Below are 19705 nucleotides of genomic sequence, written 5' to 3'. Positions count from 1 at the left end.
GCTACTGGCCAATTGAGAGCTACTGCCCCTCCGTCGCCGCGCGCACCGCCGCCTCCGTCAGGGTCTTCGCGGTGCGTACGGCGCTGGTGATCGCCTCGTCGGGGGTGAGGCCGCACTGGTCGGTGAGGGTGAACAGGGCGTCCGAGGCCATGACCACCGCGAGACCCCGCTTGAGCTGGGTGAACGCGTCCGGATCGGTCTCCCCGAGGGTGGCCGCCAGGGGCGCGAGGGCGTGGTCGATGAGGCCGAAGCGGATGCCGGGGCGCACGTTCGCCGTGTCGGGGCGGACGATGGTCGCGGCCATCATCGCGCGCACCCCACCCTGGCGGGCGAGGGTGCCGCGGAGCAGGAACTCGCAGGCGAACGCGATCCGTTCGACCGGATCGCGGGAGTCGGCGACCGGGCCGAGCGCGTCGACGGGGTCGGGCCAGACACCGGCCAGGGCCTCGCCGATCAGCGACGGCAGGTCGGGGAAGTAGCGGTAGGCGGTGGCCTCGGAGACCAGCGCGACACGGGCGACCTCGGGCATCGTCACCTCGCTGCCCGTGCCGATCAGCCCGCGGGCCGCCTCGACGATCGCCGTACGGGTGCGCTTCTTCTGGTTGCTGCGGCCCGTGTCCGTCTGTGCTGTCGCCATCGGTGCGTCACTTCCCCGTATTCGCTCGTCGTTGCCGTCCGTCTCCCTCACGTTATCACGACAAGCTCTCATTGTGAGAGTCCGCTTGCATAACGAGAAATGCCCGCCTACTGTTTCGAGGGCGCGCCACTGCGCAGCAAGCGCTCAACTGGCGCCACACACAAGGGAGTCGGCGATGAACGAGGTCTCCGTGGTCGGTCCGGACGACGGCGAGTCGATCCGGCTGGGCCCGGTCACGATGCGCATCCTGGAGGACGGCAGCACCACCGGCCACCGTCTCGGCATCGGCGAGATCACCCTCGCCCCGCACACCCAGGGCCCGCCGCAGCACCGCCACGCCCAGCACGACGAGGGCTTCTACGTCGTCTCCGGCATCGTGCACTTCACCATCGGCGAGACCGTCCATGTCGCCCCCGCCGGCACCCTCGCGATGATCCCGCCGGGCGCCCCGCACACCTTCGCCAACCCCGGCGACGAGCCCGCGGTGATGATCAACACCTTCACGCCCGACCTGTTCGTTCAGTACTTCCGCGACCTGCGGGACATGATCGCGGGCGGCCGGGAGTTCAACACCGAGTCGACGATCGAGACGATGAGCCGCTACGGCACGGTCCCCGCGACCGACTACGCCTGAGGCGCACCGCACCCGCCGCCGCGCGGACCGTCCGTCAGGAACCGCCCGCGTTCGACGGGCCGAAGAACTCGATCTCGGCGATGGACACTTGCTTGCTGCCGGAGGTTCCGTAGGCGGACTCGATGGTGAAGCGGACCGACGTGACCGTGCCGACCCGGAAGGAACGGCGCTGGGCACCCGCCCCCTGGTCCAGGGTGATCTGGCGGGTGATCGTCTTGCCCTTGGCCGTGGTGATCACCGCCTCGATCCGGTGCGGGAGCGCCGACTGGCCGAGCTGGTCGGGGCGGGTGGAGACGCCCGGGGTGATCATCAGGTCCAGCAGCCGGGTCGGCTCGTCGAACTGCGCCTCCAGCCACTGCCCCTTGCCCGCCTGGCTGACCCCCGGCCCCCACCAGGTGTTGTTCAGCCGGTCGAAGGCCAACTCCGGCTTGTGCCCCGGGAAGGAACGGGAGGCGCTGACCCGGTCCGGGTAGACGGGGGCCCGCTTGGCGAAGTGGTCCTTGGTCGCGTCCACGGCACGCGGGATGTTGACGGCCAGCACGATCAGCAGGGTCAGCACGATCGCCGCGCCCACCCAGGTCAGCACCCGGTCGAAAGTACGACGCAGCCGGGGCCGGTCGCCCGCCCACGGGATCTCACCGTTCCGGAACGCGAACAGCCGCCGCCACCAAGGCAGTTGGCCGGGGGCGCGTTCCTCGCCGGCCATGGGCATCGCGCAGCGGGCGCAGTAGTGCCGGTCGGGCCGGTTGGCCGTGGCGCACCAGGGGCAGGGCACGCCGCCCATGGCACCGGGTTCGACACCGGGTGCCCGTACGGTCTGGGGGCGCGCGGCGACCGGACGGCCGGGCAGGACGGGGGCGACGGAGGGGGCCTGGCGGGGCTCCGGGTCGGAGACCGGGACGAGGAGCCGCCGGGCGCGCTCGGCCTCGGACTCCGGTTGCGGTTCCGGTTCCGGGGAGGTGGCAGGGACCGGTTGGGTGGGGGCGGTGTCGGTCGTGGAGGGGGTGCGGGTCGCGGGCGCGTCACGGTGGCCGTACGGCGCGTCGGGGGCGGGGGTCGGGCCCGTGGTCGCGGGGTGGGTCGTGGCGGCGCCGGATGCGTGGGGAGTCGTAGAAACGTTGGAGGCCTCACCGTTCGCCGGCTCCTGGCGGGCGCCCGCGCCGACCGAGTCGTACGAGCCGCCCGCGGCCAGGGCGTCCAGTTGCCGTGACAGTGCGTCCAGGCGGGCCGAGGGGTCGTCCGGGGCCGAACTCCCTTGCGTGGAGGCCTGGTTGGACTGCGGGAAGGCGTCCCGGCGCGGGTCGCCGCCGGCGGCCTCGCCGCGTTCGGCCGCCGGGGCCCCGGTGCGGGCGCCCGCGCGGTCCGTCCAGCTCAGGACGGCGCCGCAGGCGTCGCAGAACGACTGGCCCGGTTCCGCGCGGGTTCCGCATTCGGCGCAGCTCTGGGTGGTCGTCATCTCTCGGGGTTCCTTTCGGCGAGCACGGTGGCGGTCACCTGGACCGTGTACGGCATGTGGGCGGGGCGGGCGGCCGCCACGAGGGCGTCCAGGCGGTGGGTGTCGAGGGTGGTCGGCGCGGGCAGCCGCAGGTGGACGTGCAGACGCGGGCTGCGCTCGCCGGGTACCGGGCCGAGCGGGCGGGCGTTCCAGTCGGCGGCGCCGCTCTCGGTGATCTCCGGTTCGACACCGAAGGCGAGCCGGACGGCTTCCGAAAGACCTCTCCGGGTGCCGCGAATACGGTGGAGGTACGTCGCGGCGGCCACGGCGGCCCGCAGCCGCTCCTCCGGTTCGCTGCCGTCGGTCTCGGCACCGACCCAACTCCCCAGCCACTGAACGAAATCCAGCGGTGCGAGAGACGGCCTGAAATACGTGTCGAGGCAGTCCAGCACACTCAGGATCGGCGCTACGACCTCGTCGAGCCCGGCGACGAAACGCTGGGCGAGGTCGTCGTCGGCGAACACGGCGGGCAGCATGGCGCCGATCGGCGCGGAGGAGCCGAGGCCGTCGACTGATCCCCTCAACGGACGCCTCCCTGCCGGTAGTTGATGGTGTTCACGCGCCGTCTCCGATCACACGGACCCGGTGGTCGAAGGAGAACACCAGCGAGGGCCGCTCCAGGTCGATGCGGTCCGTGGGGTCACCGCGCTTGCCGGTGAGCGGGTCGGCGGGGTGCAGGACGACCTCGTCGACCAACTCGACGCCGGGTACGCGCTGGAGCACCGCGAAGACCTCGCCGGACTGCACGGGACGCCCGAACGGCCAGCCCTTTCCGTCCGATCCGCCGGTGAGCGGGTCGAGGTGGCGGTAGAGGGCGTCGTGGGCCTGGCGGCGCACCCGGTCGGTGTCGACGCCCCGGAAGGCGTGGACCGTGGCGACGACGGTGACGCCCTGGTAGAAGGGCGGGCCGACCGCCAACCGGGTCCCGATCAGCCGCCGTTCGTCGAGATGCCGGGTGATGCGGTCCAACAGGGCGTCCCCGGGGACCAGTTGCTCGAAGCGCAGTCGGCCACCCGGGTCGGGTACGGCCTGCGGGACCACCAACACCCGTACGGCATAAGCCCCGTGCTCCTCCTCGTCGCCCTCCAGGCAGGTGATGCGGGCGGTCTCGGGGGCGGCACGGCGGGACAGTTCCTCGTAGTCCCGGAGGGTGACGGCTCGTTCCTGGGCGCGCAGGGTGATCGGGGCGCGGGTCTTGGCCTCCTGGACGGTCTCGCCGTCGACTCCCCCGCGTGCGGCCTCGCGGTTGACGACCTCGGAGACGTACGGGATGGAGCTGCGCAGGATCTGCACCGCGCCGCGTGCCACGTTGCCGGCCCGGCCGCCGCCGGTGCGGTAGCGGCGGGCGCGGATCACCGCGCCCTTGGGGGCGACCATGCCGTACTGGCGCAGGGAGCCGTCGGGTTCGCGGACTGCGGGTCCGAAGGCGAGTTCGCCGGTGGCCGCGTCGAGGGTGATGTGGCGGTCGTCGGGGCCGGAGGCGGCGAAGTGCGGGACGACCTGCCAGTCCGTCCAGCCGTCGTGCTCGGCGGTCTGGAGGAGGAGGGGTACGGCGTCGCCGACCACCGGGGTGTGGGAGAGCCGGAGCCGCTGCCCGGGGAGGCCGGTGGACTCGCCGAGCGCTTCGTCGTAGACGGTGTCGGCGTGGACGACGGTGGTGGTGCCGCCGATGGTGAAGGCCTCGGCGGAGCGGACGGTCGGCGAGGTGGTGTAGAAGGGCTGGTCGGAGTGGGGTTCGGTGACGCGGCAGCGCAACCAGCCCGCTTCCTGGCCGCCGTTGCGGGACAGGGTGTGGCCGCCGGGGACGTGCAGGACGACCGCGCCGGGGCGGTTGAGGCCGCCGGTGCCGTCGCGGTCCACCTCGCACGCCTGCCAGCCGTCGGCGGTCCACGCCTCCCACACCAGGGGCGGTTGGCGCGGGTCGACGCCGACTCCGTCGACGCGGCTGTCGAGTTCGAGGGCGAGGGCGCAGTGCGGGACGGCGGCGGTCAGCCCGAACAGCATGGAGTCGCCGGGATCGGGCGACTCGGCGAAGCACATCACGTGGTTGCCCTCGGCGAGGTCGTGCGTCCGGTCGATGACCTGCTTGCCCTGGTGCTGCACGACCAGATGCCGCAACCCGCTCGGTACTACGGCGAGTTCGCGCTCGGTGGCGAAGACGACCGCCTCCTCGCCCTCCGTACGCATCGTCGCCACCTCGGTGCCGAGCGGCACGTGCACCGGTTCCTCCTGGGGCGCCGACAGCCAGAACGTGACGTCGGTGCGGGCCGCGGACGGCGGGAAGAGGGTGATGCCGACCAGGTCGAGGAAGGCCAAGTGGTTCTTGTCCGGTACCCGGTTGAGGCGGTAGACGATCTGGTCGGCCATGTGCGCGACCGTCTCGACGAGCGTGACGCCGGGGTCGGAGACGTTGTGGTCGGTCCACTCCGGGGCGCGCTGCTGGATGTAGCGCTTGGCGTCGTCGACGAACTGCTGGAAGCGGCGGTCGTCGAGGTTCGGGGAGGGCAGGGCCATCGGTCAGTTGTCGCTTTCAGCAGCCGTGCCGGGCGTACCGGAGGTGTCCGGCTCGTCGTGGGACGGGATGACGTAGAAGGGGAAGACGAGGCTGCGCGGGTTGTTGGTGCCGCGGATCGAGTAGCGGACGTCGATGTACAGCACGCTCTGCTCGGTGCCCGCGGTGACCTCGACGTCGTCGACCTCGATGCGCGGTTCCCAGCGGTCGAGGCTGACGTGCACCTCGTGCTGGATCCGGCCCGCGGTCTGCTCGTTGACCGGCGCGAACACCAGGTCGTGGATCGCGCAGCCGAAGTCGGGCCGCATCGGCCGCTCGCCCGGCGCCGTCGACAGGACGAGCCGGATCGCCTCCTCGACCTCGCGTTCCCCGCTGACCAGCGCGATGCCGCCGGTCGGCCCGATGCGCAGCGGGAACGACCACCCGGAGCCCACGAATTGTTCGGCCATCAGACAACACCCGCCCGTTCCTTGCCCGTTGGGCCACTCATGTCCTTGCCCGTCAGGCGGCTCATGCCGGAATCACCATCGGGGCAAGGCCGTTGAGGGTCACGATGCCCATGATCGGTACGGTGACGGCCCGAATGCCCACGGTGGCAACAGAGTTGATCTGCACGCTGCCGATCCCGGTGAGCATCGCGTTGCCCAGTGCCTTCATGTTCAGGGCGCCCATCGCGTCCACCGTGATGGCGCCCGCGGTCGACTTCACGTTGACCAGCCCGCGCCCCTCGATGTTCAGCGGCCCGCCGCTCTTGATCGTGAGACTGCGCCGGGCGCTGAGGGTGAGATCGGTACCGGCCTCGACCGACACCGAGCGGCTGCCCTTGATGGTGACCTCGCCCTTGCTGTCCACGATGATCTCGGTGTTCGTGCGGTCCAGGGTGATGGTCAACTGCTTGTCCCCGGAGGCCAGTCGGACCCCCTGCTTGCGGCCGCCGGTCTTCTGGCTGAGCAGGTCCATCCGGTTGCCGTCCCGGTCGGAGATGGTGTGCCGACTCGCCTTCTTCCGCACGGCGTCGTGCAGCGGTACGTCACCGACGACGGTCGGCTTGTCCTTGCCGTTGTAGAGCCCGCCGATCACGAAGGGGTGGTCAAGTGCCCCTCGGTCAAAGGCGACCAGCACTTCGTCGTTGACGTCCATGGGGAAGATCCCGCCCCCACCGAGCCCGCCCCACTGGACAGTTCGCGTCCAGTCGCTGACGTACGTGTCGTCGAGCCACGGGAACTGCAACCGCACCCGCCCCTGCTTGAGCGGGTCATTGACGTCCGTGACAAGGGCGTTGGCGACACCGGGCAGCCTGGGCGCGGTCTCCGAACCACCCGAGGCGAGCCCGTACAGCGAACGCCACTGCCGTCCGCTGACCGTCACCCAGGTCTCGTAGTGCTTGCCGTCGCCGAAGACGTGCCGTACGGAGGTGGCCGTGTACTTGCCCTCGAAGGGGGTTCCCACGTCCGCGAGCGCGACCGGAACTCCCGGGCGCAGCTTGGGATTTCCGCGCGCTACGACCTCCAGTTCGGCGAAGGAGGACGTCACGTCGTCGGCGAGGGCGGCGGCGGCGAACTTCACCTCGGTCTGCTTGTCGTAGGGCGTGCCCGTCTCGACCAGCTTGGCCGTCTTGAACTTGCCGGCCGCGGCGCCCGGCGTGGTCCCGATGCCGATGGCCGGGTTCGACGCTCCGGGGGAGGTGGCGGTGAGCTTCTTCTTCGTGGTGACGTCCCAGCCGCGCGCTTCGACCGTGCCGACCTGGTCGGCGGCGGTCACGGCGGCGCGCAGCCGCAGGATGTCGTGCCCCGCCTGGAGCACGAACGGGCTTTTGTCGCCGTCGGTTTCGGGAGACGGCGCACCGGACGACGGCTTCGGCTCCACGAACTGGAACTTGCCGTCCGCGTCGACCGACATGACCATCTCGTTCTCGTCGGCGAGCCGCGCGAGAAAGTCCCAATCGGTCACGTTGGACTGGGAGATGAACTCGTACACGGTCCGCGTCGAGGTGATCTTCCCGATCGGCACCCCGTCCTGGGCGGCGAGTTTGCGGGCGATGTCGGACGCGCTCTGGTTGCGGTAGGCGGCGACGCGGCGCTGGCGGAGCAACCGGTGCCCGAAGTCGTAGCCGCGCACGACGGTGAAGGTGCCGGTGCCGTCGTAGTCGGCCTCAAGTCCCGTGACCTCACCGGTGAGCAGCGGATCGGACGCGCCCTGTCCGTCGGCGACCGGTGCGATGACGACCTTCGTGCCGAAGGTGACCCCGAGCTTGCCGAGGATCAGCCGGTAGGGGTCCCGGAAGGTGAGCCGGAACGCGGCCGGGACGCCGACGCCCTGGTCGACGTAGCTGTCGACGAGGTAACGGGCGTACTCGGAAGGGATCTTGGCCCCGCCGATCTTCACCTCGACGACGTTCGAGAACGCGGACTTCACCATCAGGAACGCACCTCCTCGGCGGCGGGCAGCACGAGCTCGACACCGTTCGCGAGCCGCGTCGGATCGTCGATCCCGTTGGCCTCGGCGATCGCCCGCCACGCGGCGGAGTCGCCGTACTCCCGCCAGGCCAGCGACTGCAAGGAGTCGCCCGCTACGACCCGGTGGACCCGCTGCGCGGTGAGGGCGCCCGAAGTCGGGTTCTGGCCCTTGGTGTTGCTCGGGATCTCGTGCAGTTGGAGCCGGCAGGTGGCGCGGATGGGCACGCCGGTGGTGCCGAAGAGCGAGTAGGCGGCCTCGACGGAGGAGACGTAGGAGGTGAACCGGGCGGTGGAGAAGGACCCCCACTGGAACACGACCCACGGCGGTGAAGGCTGCTTGGCCGCAATGGACTTGGTGGTCACATCGCAACAGGCGAGCAGTGACTCGACCTTCTTCAGTACCGAGTTGCTGGTCGGCTCGTCGGAGGAGTCGAGGAAGATCTCCACGCCCATCTCGCGCGGCTGCGAACCCATGAACTCCGGGAGGGAACCGTCCCGTTCGATCTGTGCGGGGGTCGTCTTCCACTGGGCGCGACGGGTGAGGGACAGTTGCGCCGGGTTGAAGTCGAAGGCGAAGGTCTTGATGAGTCCGCCCGGGGTGGTGCTGCCACCGACGGGTGGCTCGTGGATGGCGAGGCTCGCCCGGACGAGGCTCTTGCCCGCGCCTCTGCTGGTGGCCATGGTCTTGCTCTCCCTTCCTCCGCCGCCCCGCTCAGTCCGTGAATCCGTGGTGGGCGATCTCCAGGACCTCGGTGGCGACGGCCGGTCCGGCGGGGTCGAGGGACGGCCCCTGCCAGCTCACCGGCAGCACGTCGATGAGCCCCCAGTGCGCGACCTCCGACCCGTCCGCGCGCAGCGCCGCGATCTGCCCCGTGGGGCGCTTGATCCCGGTCTGCACGGAGGAGATCCACTTGGCGACCTTCGCGGTGTCCGGGGTGAGCGGGCGAGTCAGCCGGATGGTGGAGAAGGTGACACGGGTGGGGAGTTGCCAGACGAAACCGTTGTTGCCGCCCTCCTGCCGGTGCTCGATCTCCACCGTCGACGACAGCCCGTCGCACCCGTTGAAGTAGCCGAGGCTCTCGCCGTCGATGCTGAGGGTGAACCAGATGGTGGAACCCGGGTCGAGGCGGGACATCGGGGTGGGCCTGCCTTTCTGTTGTTGCGGTGCGGTGCGGTGCGGTGCGGTGGGGTGGGGTGCAGGTGCGGGTGCGGTGGGTTGCGGTGTGGTGCGGTGTCGTGTTGGTCAGCGGCGGGGGTCGCGGAGTTTGCCGATCCGTTCGCGGTCCAGGCGGAGTTCCGTGCGGATGAGGCGGGTGATGCGGCCGATGATCCGGTGCACTAGTTCGTCGAGCTGGAAGTCGGTCAGGTCTCGGGGGTCGAAGTGGCCCGCGGGGATTGCTTCGTAGGCGGGGGGTGGGGGGTGGAGGCATTGGCGGTTGTGGTTGGGGTTGGGGAGTACGGGGGTGGCGGGTCGGGGGGTGGGGGTGACTGGGAGGGGGTGCGGAGTACGGCGGGGGTGAGGCGGGGGCGGCGACTGTGGTGGGGGATTTGGTGAGGGTGGGGCGGGCTCGGTTCAGGGGGAGGCAGCTGCGGGGGCGAGTGCGGTGGGGGTGGCGGGGTTGCGCTGGACCGTGGGGATCGGGGCGAGCGAGCGGGATGCGGTGGAGAGGGGGCCCGGTCCGGGTGCGGGTTGGGTGGCTACCGGGAGGGGGGTGTGGGGTGCGGGGGCGGAGAGGCGTAGGGGTACTACGGGTACGGCACGGGCGCCCGGGGTTGTGGGGGTGCCCGGTACTCCGATGGTGCTAGGGGGTGTGGTCGTGCCGGGTACTACGGGGGTGGCAGGCCTCGTGGGTGTCGTGCGGCGGTGACGTTGTACGGGGGTGAAGGGCGATGGGGGTGGGTGGTTTGGGTTGTTTGTGGGGTGCAGGTGTGTGGGGGCTTGTCGCGCAGTTCCCCGCGCCCCTAGGGGATTGGGGTGGGGCGGGGTGAGCGGGGAGGTGGGGAGGGTGGGCGCGGTCGGAGCAGGAGTGGTCGGGGCTGGCGGAGCCGGGGCGGGCGGAGCCGGGGTTGAGGGCGGGGCCAAGTACGAAGGCCCACTTGGTGACGGCGTCACGGCTGAGGCTGGAGTCATCGCCGGGGGCCGGGGACCGACCGAGGACGGAAGCGCAGCCGGAGACGGGCTCGCGGCCGGGGCTGCAGGCGTCCGGTCTGCGGTGGCCGAGGGACCCTGCGGGGCCGGTGCCGGCGTGCTGGGCGGGACGCTTCGCTGAATCGTCGGCGCCGGACCCGGTGTCGCCGGAGCTGCCGGGTTGGCCGGGGCTGCGGTCGGCCTGTGCACGGTGGTTGAGGGTGCGGCGGGTGCGGGGCCCGTGGCCGAGGGAGCCTTCACGGCCTGTACAGGCTCGCCCAGGGCAACACTCCGCTGGACCGTCAGGCCTAGACCGGGAGTCGCCAGAGCTGCCGGGTTGGCCGGGGCTGCGGTGATGGGGGACGCGGCGGATGCGGGCCCCGGGACCGAAGGAGCCTCCGCAGCCGGTACCGGCGCGCTCGGGGCAACGCTCCGCTGAATCGTCGGCCTCAGACCCGGTGTCGTCGCAGCTGTCAGGTTGCCCGGGGCTGCGGTGATTGGGAGCGTGACGGATGTGGGACCCGTGACCGAGGATGCCTGCGCGGCCCGTACAGGCTCGCTCGGGGCAACGCTCCGCTGGACCGTCGGGCCCGGACCGGGAGTCGCCGGAGCTGCCGGATCAGCCGGGGCTGCGGTGATGGGGGACGCGGCGGATGCGGGACCCGCGACCGAGGGAGCCTGCCCAACCGGAACCTGCGTGCCCGGGGCAACACTCCGCTGGACCGTCGGCCCTGGATCCGGGGTCGCCAGAGCCCCCGAGTTGGCCGGGGCTGTGGTCGACCCGTGCGTGGTGGTTGGGGGTGCGGCAAGCGGATGCGCGGTGGTCGGGTATGCGGCGGACTGGTGTGTGAGGGCCGTGGTCGGGGGCGGTGCGGACGGGTTGGGGGCGACGCTTCGTTGGATCGCCGGCCCGGGTCCCGCTGTTGGACTCGAACCCGGTTCCGTACGGGGCCTGGTGCCGGCCGGTGGGAACGGCGAACCGATGAGCGGCCTCGCGTCTGCGGGTGTGGAGGTGACCGGAGCGCCGAGGGGTGAACGGCGCTGGACGGGAGTGGGCGTCGCGGGAGCCGGAGATCGGGTGGGCGAATCGCCTTGTGGGGCAAGGGTGTTGGGTGGGTTGCCCTGCGCGGGGGGAGTAGCCGGACTGGGCATCGGCAGTACGGGCGTGGAGGGTTGCCGTGTGGTGGCGAGCGGGGCGCCCAGGGGGATGCGAGACGGGCGGCGGGCGGGGCTGCGTTGGATCTCGGGCGCGGGAGGGGGCGTAGGAGCGGGAGTTGGTCCGTTGCCCGGAACGTCGGTTCGTGTGTGGGTGGTGCGGATATGGGGGTTCGGTTCGGCGGGGGAACCCGCCGGTTCCGCGGGGGCAGCCGGGGTGTGGGGCTGCGGCTGGGCGGTGCCGTCGGCGCGTGGGGCGGATACGGGCACGGCTCGCTGTACGGGCATCGGTGCGCGGGAGGCGTTCGGTGTCGTCGGCTGGGCCGGGGCGGCCGACGGCGAATCGGCGTGCGGTGGTGCGGAGTTCGCAGGGGGCTTCGGAGCCGTCGGAGCGGTCGGGGTGGCAGTCGCCGTCTCCGGTGTGGTGATCGCCCGCTGCACACTGTCCGTCCCGTTCCCGGAAACGGGAGCCGCGCTGCCCTGTGTACCGAGGCGGCTTTCGGGCTCGGCCGTGCTGGGGCCGACGCGGGCCGACCTGCCTGGACTCGCCGGAACCACATCCAGAGGAGGAACAGCGGGAACGACGGGACGAGGTGCAGCCTCTCCCCCGCCACCAACTACGTCGGCCACACCACCGAGTCGCTCCACCACTTCAAGCGGGCCAGGCGGGTCGTCACTTGGACCAACTTCCCCTCTACTCAAGCCAGTTGACGCGACATCCCCCACAGGCGCCGAGTTCCGCAGACCAACCAGCCGCCGCTGCACCACCGCCGCAGCACTCGATCTGGTCAAGGCTCCCGACCTCGACCGGGCAGGCTCCGACGACACCGCAGTCACCCGGATACCCGAAGCCGGACCCACCGCCTCGACTGGCCCAACTGGCCCCGCTGGCCCCACCGCAGCAACCGAAGCAGTCCCGCGCGACCCGGCATCCACGGACCCGCTCCGCGCAAGAGGCACCGCCCGCTGCACCACCGCCCCGGACACACTCCGCGCACTCGCCCGCAACGGAACCGCCACGGGCGACCCCTGCTGCGGAGCCAACGCCCGCCCCGCCAAGGGAAGCTCACCGGAAGGCTGCCCCAGGCTCGGTACCGCCCGCACCGGTGCCGCAGGCAGCGAGGAACCCGCGATCCGGGCACTCCGCTCCGCGTCCAGCACCGCGCGGAACCCCGTCCCCGTGAAGGACGGGTTCTGCCACGTGGGCAGACGCGCGCCGAACCCGGCGTCAGCAACCCCGGTGCCTCCAACGGCGGAGGCCCGCTGGATCGGCGGCAACCCGGGCCAGGCGGCCAGGGCCACCGCAGGAGCCGTAGCACCCGCAGTACCCGTAGTACCCGAAGAACTCACAGGACCTGCGGAGTCGTCCTCCTCAGCGGAACCCCGAAGCCCGTCGGCCCGTCCTCCCCGCAACCGGTCCAAGAACCCCACCGCTCAGCCCTCCGCCCCGGACCGCGTCACCAGGGACGCGATCTCGCCCAAGTAGCGGCGGCGGTCGTGGTGTTCGAGGTCCAGGATGTTCTCCAGGCTCCAGTGGAAGTGGTAGGCGACGTACGCGATCTCCTCGTGCAGCCGGTCGGTCGCGTACGTCACGATTCCCCCAGGCGGCTCCCGCCGAGCTCCACTTCGAAGGGCTCCGCGCAGTGCGGGCACTGAACTGCCGCGCGCGTGTGGCCTTCCGCGTTGATCTGGCGGTAGAAGTCCTGGAGGAACGCGAGGTCGGAGGCGAACATGTTCTCCACGATCCCGTCGTGGACCATGGGGACGGTGCCCAGCCTCGTGATGACCCGGCCGAGCAGCACCACCGACAGATACGCCGGGTTCTCCTGCACCCGGACGTCCCGCAACGGCACCAACTCGTCGCGTGCGGTGGCCAGTCGCATCACACCGTCCTGGTGGACGGTGCCCGACTCGTCGACGTAGCCGCGCGGCAGCTGGAAGGGGAACTCGGTCCGCAGCGTCTGCCGTACGGCCGGAGCGGGCGCCGGAGCCGCTATCGGACCGGCACCCACCCCCACCCCCGCCGACGCCTCCGCACCCGGCGCGGCCACAGCCGTAGTTGCGCCCGCAGCCGCCGAACGCCTCATTATTCGATGACCAGTTCTTCGAACACGATGGTCACGGACTCGGTGAGCGCGGCGGCCTCGCCCGCCTTCACCGTGCTCGCGTCGATCTTGCTGCACCAGGCGTTGCGCAGGTGGTAGCGCTTCACCGGGTTGTTCTGGAAGTCCATCATGATGATCGACGCGTTCTTGCGCGCGGTGGTCATCTGACCGGAGATCGACTCGTTGATCCACTGGGTGAACGAGGCCGACTGGGTCATGCCGCGAATCACCGTGCAGGTGCCGTTCTTCTTCACGCCCGGCAGGTTCTTGACCACGTTCTGGCCGTTGGGAGTGTTCTGCTGGTAGGTGATGACGTCCTGCTCGATGCTGAGGCCGCTGACCTCCGCGAGGTACTCGACCATCACGCCGTCGATCTGGAGGCCGAAATTGTGTGAGGTGAGGGCGTCACCCGGCTGGAGACTCATGAATGCGCGTTCCTTCTGGCGTTACGGCGGCTGACTGCTGGCTGATGGGGCCGGGGATGGGGGGACTACTCCTCCAACTCACCGCTGCCGCTGGAGAACTGAGCCAGTCGGAAGATCACGAACTCGGCCGGCTTGACCGGTGCGATGCCGATCTCGCAGACGACCCGGCCGACGTCGACGGACTCCGGCGGGTTGGTCTCCTCGTCGCACTTGACGTAGTACGCCTCCTCCGGCCGCTGGCCGAACAGGGCACCGCTGCGCCACTCGTTGACCAGGAAGGCCGAGATGTTGCGCCGGATCCGCGCCCACAGGGCGTGGTCGTTCGGCTCGAACACCACCCACTGGGTGCCGATCAGGATCGACTCCTCCAGGTAGTTGAAGTACCGGCGGATGTTGAGGTAGCGCCAGGCCGGGTCGGAGGACATGGTGCGGGCGCCCCAGACGCGGATGCCGCGGCCCGGGAAGGCGCGGATGCAGTTGACGCCGATCGGGTTGAGCAAGTCCTGCTCACCGCGGGTGATTTGGGTCTCCAGGTCGACCGCTCCGCGTACGACCTCGTTGGCCGGCGCCTTGTGCACACCGCGCTCGGAGTCGTTGCGGGCCCAGACACCGGAGATGTGGCCGCTCGGCGGGATCAGCCGGGACTGTCCGCTGGACGGGTCGAAGGTCTTGATCCACGGGTAGTACAGGGCCGCGTACTTGGAGTCGTAGCCGGCCGTCTCCTGCCGCCAGACGCGGACCTGTTGGGCGTTCAGGCTCGGCGGCGGGTCGATGACCGCGACCCGGTCGCCCATCAGCTCGCAGTGTGCGATGAGGCCCAACTGGACCGCCTTGACGGCCTCCAGGTCGATCGCGCCGCGCTGGTAGGCGGCCATCAGGTCGGGCACCGCGACCATGGAGATCTCGTCCACGGCTTCCAGACCGCCGAAGCCGGTGCGGTCGGAGGAGTCGCCGAGGTAGGTGGCCGGGCCGGGATGTGACGCGGTGTCATTTCCCTTGCCGGGTACGGCGGGTGTGGCCGGGGCGGCGGCGGGCGCGGTGAGGGCGACCGTCTGGTTGTCCGGGCGGGCCAGTTGCGCGGCGGGCGCGGTCTCGGCCACGGCGATGAGCTTGGAGCGCTCCTTGACCTGGGTGACGACGTAGTTGCGGCCGCCCTTCTTGGCGGTCACGTCGAAGCTCTCGACGTCCTTGCCGGCGTCCTTGACGATCAGCCGGAACCGTTCGGCGGGGCCCTCGCCCTCGGCGTCGGCCACCTCGACGCTCAGGTCGCCGGGCGCCAGCGCGGTCACGGCGAAGGTGCCGAGCTGGGCCGGTTCGCCCGCGGGGAGGGCGGCCTGCGCGGCCGAACCGGTCACGGCGGAGGGGGACTTGGTCTCCGCCGAGGTGCCCTCGGCCGTACCGCCGACGCGGACGACGTAGGCGGCCGAACCGCCGTTGTTGAAGAAGCCGTAGACGGAGTGAGCGAGGTAGTACCCGTCGGTGAACTCACCGAAGGCAGCCACGTACTGCGTCCAGTTGGTCACCAGGGTCGGCTCGTTCAGTGGACCGGTCGGGGCCAGGCCCACGAAGGCCGCCACCGAGGTGCCCACTCCCTCGATCGGGCGCGAGCCGCTGGCCACCTCCTCGACGTAGACGCCGGGTGACAGGTAGGACGGCATGCTCTGCTCTCCTCGGGGTACGAGATAAGACGCTCTTAAGCGTCACGCGCGTACCCCGGCCGCCGAAACGTCCCCGAGTGCCTGCCTCGGGGCAACTTCCTTGCCCTCAAGGGCAGTCCGCCGCACGGTTCGCGGGCAGCCCGCCGCCTCGTATCGTCCGCGGGGCCGTCCCGCCGGGGTGGACGCCGTCGGCACGGGGGCAGTGACGGGTTTGCCGGGCGGCCCTTTTGGGCAACTTCTGTTGCCCCGGCGACTCCTGACGCGCCCTCACCAGCCGTCGTAGCGTCGGCTCATGAGTCTGTGGACCTCCCTGGAGCCAGCGTCCGCGACCGTCGATCCCGGTGGCAGTACCCGCGTGCGGCTGCGGCTGCGCAACACCGGCGACGTCGTGGACGAGTACCGCTTCGAGCCGGTCGGGAGCATCGCGCCCTGGACCGTCGTGGAGCCGCAGACGCTGCGGCTCTACCCGGGTACGACGGGGACGGTCGACCTGACGTTCGCGCCGCCGCGCACCCCGGACGCGACGGCCGGCCCGAACCCGTACGCCGTACGGATCACGCCGACCGAGCACCCGGAGGCGGTCACCGTCCCCGAGGGCAATCTGACCATCACCCCGTTCACGGAGGTGCGGGCGGAGCTGGTGCCGCCGACGGTCAAGGGACGCTTCCGGGGCCGCCCCCAGCTCGCCGTGGACAACCTGGGCAACACCAAGCTGACGGCGTCGATCAGCGGCAGCGACAACGGCGACCAGCTGTCGTACGACATCCATCCGGGCAATGTGCAGATCGAGCCGGGCCGGGCCGCCTTCGTGAAGGCCTCGCTGAAGCCGCGGAAGATCATCTGGTTCGGGCCGAAGGAGCAACGGCCGTACACGCTCAGCGTGTTGCGGTCCGGTGCCAACCCCCTTGCGGTGGAGGGGACTTACCTCCAGCGCGGGTTCCTGCCGCGCTGGCTGGCCACCTTCCTCGGTGCCTTCCTCGCGCTCGCGCTCACCTTCCTCATGCTGTGGATCGCGTACAAGCCGTCGGTGAAGACCGCCGCCACCGAGCAGTTGAAGGACGCGGGCGTCAGCACGCTCGCGCCCAGCCCCACCCTGAGCGCCGCTCCCCCGCCGCCCTCGCCCGTCGTGACGAGCGCGCCCCCGGCGGCCGAGACCTCGACGGCCGCGGCGGCCGGTGGCGAGTCGGGCGGCGGCGGGGACTCCAAGCCGTCCGCCAAGCCGAAGCCCGTGACGGCGGCGACCGCGGTGAACAAGCTGGCCGCGCAGGACTCCGGACGCCATGTCTGCTACCGGATCTACATCGGCGGCAAGGGCTGGCAGGCCCCGGAGTGCGACGGCGCCACGGCCGCCACGTCCACCGACGACGAGCAGATCCTCTCCGTGAACATCGCGGTCTCCGGGACCGCCGGTTCGGCCGCCAACGCCTTCATCCACGACCCCGCGTCGACCAACGGCTACGGCAAGTACTGGGACCCGGGGTGGACGCACATCATCGCCGACGGCAAGGACATCTACATCGGCACCCCTAAGCCGGGTTCCGCGTACATGACGGGCTTCGCGAACAACATCGGCAGTGGTCAGCTCTGCTGGATCGTCCGCAGCTCCGGCTGGGGCTGGGACCCTCAGGGGTGCACCAAACCGCGGCCCGAGTACGGCTTCTCCGGCACCCTGGACAACGCGCACTGGTTGGTGGCGGTCAGGATGACGGTGCCGAACTGACCGTCCTGGCAGGGGCGTTACCAGGTGCCCTCTCCCGGCACCAGCCGCCCCGCCTTGCGGTACTCGCGGCGGGCCCCCTCAAGGAGGTCCGCCGCAGACACCTCGCCCGCACGTCCGGCGGCGAGGTACGCGGCGGTGACGACAGCACTGCGGATGGAACCGCCGGCCAGCTCGAACTCCTTGGCCAGCGGCCCGAGTTCGAGGTCGGGCACGCTCGGCACGTGCGTCAGCCCGTGCCGCCAGAGCGCGAGCCGCTGCGTCGGGTCCGGGAACGGGAAGTCGACGACCAGGTCGAGCCGCCTGGTGAACGCCTCGTCGATGTTGGCGCGCAGGTTGGTGGTGAGCAGCGCGATCCCGTCGAAGGACTCCAGGCGTTGCAGCAGATAGGCGCTCTCCATGTTGGCGTACCGGTCGTGCGAGTCCTTCACCTCGGACCGCTTGCCGAAGACGGCGTCGGCCTCGTCGAAGAGGAGCACGGCGTCGGTGCGGTCCGCCTCCGTGAAGATCCGTTCGAGGTTCTTCTCGGTCTCGCCGACGTACTTGTCCACGATCGACGACAGCTGAACGACATAGAGATCCAGGCCGAGTTCGGCCGCGACGACCTCGGCCGACAGCGTCTTGCCGGTGCCGGACTCCCCCGCGAACAGACCGAGCACACCACGCCCCCGGCCGCCGCCCGCGCTGAGCCGCCAGTCGCCGAGGACCCGGTCGCGGTGCCGGGCGCGCAGGGCGAGTTCGTGCAGCTGGGTCAGGGAACGGTCGGGCAGGACCAGGTCCCGCCAGTCGACGGCGGGCCGGATCCGCCGGGCATGCTGCTCGAGCCCGGACGCCGACTGCTGCCGTGCCGCGAGCCGCAGATGGGCGGCGGTCAGCGGGGTGCCGTCGAACGCGGCGAGCCCCCGGGCCGCCCGGGCGGCGCGCGCGATGCGGTCGGCGCCAAGATGGTACGGCGCGACGGTGGCCCGTACGTCGAAGCCGTGTTCCTCACCGACGGCATCCGTCCAGGCCCGCACCGCCGCGGCCCGCTGCCGGGGCGCCTCCAGGATCAGCGGATCGCTCTCGCACCACTGCGGATCGTAGGGCCGCGCACCGGCGATCAGCACGGAGACATCGCGGGCAGCGGTCAACGCCCGTACCAGCGCGCCGGGTTGGTCGGACAGTCCGCCCACGACGACCGTACGGTCGCTCAGCCGGGCCTCGCGCAGCAGCTCCGGCACCTGCTCCACGGGGCCCGAGTACCGCACGGCGGCCACTCCGGCCGCGTGCAAGGCGCTCGCCACGCACACGAGCCCGTCACCCTCGTGACGCTCCCTCAGATACACGGCGACCGGCGGACCTTCGGCCAGCAGCACGCCCAGCCGGTCCACGAAGCCGGTGAACTCGCCGTCCGTGCCCGGCTCCTGTCCGTCGTACGACCCGCTCGGCACCGGCAGCGGGTGGAGGTGCCCGGTGAGGGTCGCGTCCGGGGTGTCGTCGCCGAGCAGATGGGCCACGACCCGGTCGGGCACGCGCAACGAACGGCTGAGGAAGGGGCGTTCGGGTTCCTCCACGGTGAGCAGCCCGAGGGCGGCCAGCGGGGCCGTCGGAAGGAACCGGGCCCGGCCCTCGGCCTGGTGTGCCGGTACGCCGCACAGGTCCAGGGCGAGTCCCACGGTGGCCCGGCGGCGGCTGACGTCGTCATTGAGGTAGCCGTAGAGGGGCTCGAAGGTGCGGTCCAGGTCGGGGGCGAGGGCGACGAGGAGGAGGGCGGTGTCGAGGTCGGTCAGGCGCAGTGCGGCCAGCCGGTCGGCCGGGCCGTAGGTCAACTCCGGTGCGGGTGAGCCCGGTTCACGCTCCGGTTCCGGCGGGCGCAGCAGCAGATGCCGTACCGCCTCTTCCTGAAGGTACAGGCCGCGCAGCGGGTCGGTGGCCGTGGGGTCGGTGGCGGAACGCCGGTCGACGAGCTGGGCGACCCGCTCGCGGAGGTGACCGAGGCGGGCGAGGAGGGCATCGGTCTTCGGCTCGGCGGCGAAGCCCAACGCATCTTCGGCCACTGACACTTCGACGCCCCCGGCCTCGTCCGTGACCGTCATGTCGGCGTCCCCGGCGCCCTCTTGCGCCGGGCGACCTCGCGGGCTTCCCGTACCGCCGCCACCTGACGAGGACGGTGGGCGCGTTCCTCCACGCCCGGCTCGGTGCCGTCGAGGCGGTGTACGCGGACCGCCGCGCCCTCCGTGACGGGTGGGCCGGCGTCGTACTCGGGGTAGGCCGGGAAGGGCGCGGTGACCACGAGGTCGAGGGACGGCTTGAGTTCACCGCCGAGGGCGGACCAGATCTCCGCGAGGGAGCGTGACTCGGTCTGGATACCGGCCACCGAGATCGGCACCGAAAGGCCCAACTCACGTAAGGAACCGGGAAGTTCGTCGGGGGCGAGCAGCTCGCGCGGGATCAGGGTCGACAACACGGCGGACAGCAACCGGTGTTCGTCCTGCGGCCGTTTCGTCCACGCCGTCACCAGGTACGACAGCCGGAACCAGCGCGGCGGCTGGCGGCGCTTGACGACCACGTCCCGCTCGTCGCGCACGGCGACATGCCCGCGCTGGCGGCGGTGCACGTCCTCCCGGATGTCGTACAAGTACGTATTGATCGTGGGGGTGTTGCGGCGGGCGGCCCAGTCGCGGGTCGGGGCGTCGAAGGAGACCTCGATGCCCGAACCGGCCAGTGCGCCGCCGCCGATCAGGTCCCCCAGGACCTCGTCCACCTCGTGGATCACCGCCGTGCTCCCGCCCTGCCGTGCTGTT

General features: G+C 71.2%; 16 protein-coding genes. 2 read left to right on the top strand and 14 right to left on the bottom strand.

The window, feature by feature from the left end; translation table 11 throughout:
* Window positions 1-19 precede the first annotated feature (19 nt).
* Window positions 20-637: a TetR/AcrR family transcriptional regulator gene (locus OG588_RS38330; RefSeq protein WP_405951219.1), complete on the bottom strand. Its 618-nt coding sequence runs from the start codon at window positions 635-637 to the stop codon at window positions 20-22.
* Between the two features lie 175 nt (window positions 638-812).
* On the opposite strand from OG588_RS38330, the gene OG588_RS38325 reads away from it, so the two are divergent.
* Window positions 813-1271 carry a cupin domain-containing protein gene (locus OG588_RS38325; protein ID WP_405951218.1) on the top strand — a complete coding sequence of 153 codons (459 nt, stop codon included), beginning with the start codon at window positions 813-815 and terminating at the stop codon, window positions 1269-1271.
* Window positions 1272-1305: 34 nt separating this feature from the next.
* Here OG588_RS38325 and OG588_RS38320 read toward each other — a convergent pair whose 3' ends face one another.
* From OG588_RS38320 to OG588_RS38270, 11 genes are all read right to left on the bottom strand, one after another.
* A complete protein-coding gene (locus OG588_RS38320) occupies window positions 1306-2727 on the bottom strand; it encodes an NADase-type glycan-binding domain-containing protein (RefSeq protein WP_405951217.1) in 1422 nt (473 codons plus the stop codon).
* Complete coding sequence (locus OG588_RS38315; protein ID WP_405951216.1) at window positions 2724-3290, bottom strand: phage tail protein; 567 nt, start codon at window positions 3288-3290, stop codon at window positions 2724-2726. The genes OG588_RS38320 and OG588_RS38315 overlap by 4 nt, the downstream gene beginning before the upstream one ends.
* A 31-nt stretch (window positions 3291-3321) precedes the next feature.
* Window positions 3322-5280, bottom strand: a complete 1959-nt coding sequence (locus OG588_RS38310) for a putative baseplate assembly protein (protein ID WP_405951215.1) — start codon at window positions 5278-5280, stop codon at window positions 3322-3324.
* A gap of 3 nt (window positions 5281-5283) precedes the next feature.
* Window positions 5284-5727: a GPW/gp25 family protein gene (locus OG588_RS38305; RefSeq protein ID WP_019062855.1), complete on the bottom strand. Its 444-nt coding sequence runs from the start codon at window positions 5725-5727 to the stop codon at window positions 5284-5286.
* 61 nt (window positions 5728-5788) lie between these two features.
* A complete protein-coding gene (locus OG588_RS38300) occupies window positions 5789-7696 on the bottom strand; it encodes a VgrG-related protein (RefSeq protein ID WP_405951214.1) in 1908 nt (635 codons plus the stop codon).
* Complete coding sequence (locus OG588_RS38295; RefSeq protein ID WP_266863037.1) at window positions 7696-8415, bottom strand: LysM peptidoglycan-binding domain-containing protein; 720 nt, start codon at window positions 8413-8415, stop codon at window positions 7696-7698. Before OG588_RS38295 ends, OG588_RS38300 begins: the two co-directional genes overlap by 1 nt.
* A 31-nt stretch (window positions 8416-8446) precedes the next feature.
* Window positions 8447-8869: a phage tail protein gene (locus tag OG588_RS38290; RefSeq protein WP_200691099.1), complete on the bottom strand. Its 423-nt coding sequence runs from the start codon at window positions 8867-8869 to the stop codon at window positions 8447-8449.
* A gap of 3582 nt (window positions 8870-12451) precedes the next feature.
* Window positions 12452-12610, bottom strand: a complete 159-nt coding sequence (locus OG588_RS38285) for a DUF6760 family protein (RefSeq protein ID WP_019063377.1) — start codon at window positions 12608-12610, stop codon at window positions 12452-12454.
* Entirely contained in the window at window positions 12607-13104 is a 498-nt protein-coding gene (locus OG588_RS38280; protein ID WP_405951213.1) for a hypothetical protein, read from the bottom strand. The genes OG588_RS38285 and OG588_RS38280 overlap by 4 nt, the downstream gene beginning before the upstream one ends.
* Window positions 13104-13547 carry a phage tail protein gene (locus tag OG588_RS38275; RefSeq protein ID WP_019063375.1) on the bottom strand — a complete coding sequence of 148 codons (444 nt, stop codon included), beginning with the start codon at window positions 13545-13547 and terminating at the stop codon, window positions 13104-13106. The genes OG588_RS38280 and OG588_RS38275 overlap by 1 nt, the downstream gene beginning before the upstream one ends.
* 65 nt (window positions 13548-13612) lie before the next feature.
* Window positions 13613-15205, bottom strand: coding sequence for a phage tail sheath family protein (locus OG588_RS38270; protein ID WP_405951212.1), 1593 nt, complete (start codon window positions 15203-15205; stop codon window positions 13613-13615).
* A 292-nt stretch (window positions 15206-15497) separates the two neighbouring features.
* Here OG588_RS38270 and OG588_RS38265 point away from each other — a divergent pair, with 292 nt between their 5' ends.
* A complete protein-coding gene (locus OG588_RS38265) occupies window positions 15498-16925 on the top strand; it encodes a hydrolase (RefSeq protein ID WP_405951211.1) in 1428 nt (475 codons plus the stop codon).
* Window positions 16926-16942: 17 nt separating this feature from the next.
* Here the strand turns inward: OG588_RS38265 and OG588_RS38260 are convergent, their stop codons facing one another.
* The gene (locus tag OG588_RS38260) at window positions 16943-18997 is read right to left on the bottom strand and encodes an ATP-binding protein (RefSeq protein ID WP_405951210.1); all 2055 of its coding nucleotides are present in this window, start codon (window positions 18995-18997) and stop codon (window positions 16943-16945) included.
* Entirely contained in the window at window positions 18994-19677 is a 684-nt protein-coding gene (locus OG588_RS38255) for a DUF4255 domain-containing protein (protein WP_366092905.1), read from the bottom strand. The genes OG588_RS38260 and OG588_RS38255 overlap by 4 nt, the downstream gene beginning before the upstream one ends.
* Between the last annotated feature and the right edge of the window lie 28 nt (window positions 19678-19705).

Source organism: Streptomyces prunicolor (assembly GCF_045162825.1).
In the GTDB taxonomy this organism is placed as follows: domain Bacteria; phylum Actinomycetota; class Actinomycetes; order Streptomycetales; family Streptomycetaceae; genus Streptomyces; species Streptomyces prunicolor.
The sequence above is the reverse complement of the archived record's forward strand: the minus strand, read 5'-3'. Positions and strand labels throughout refer to the sequence as shown.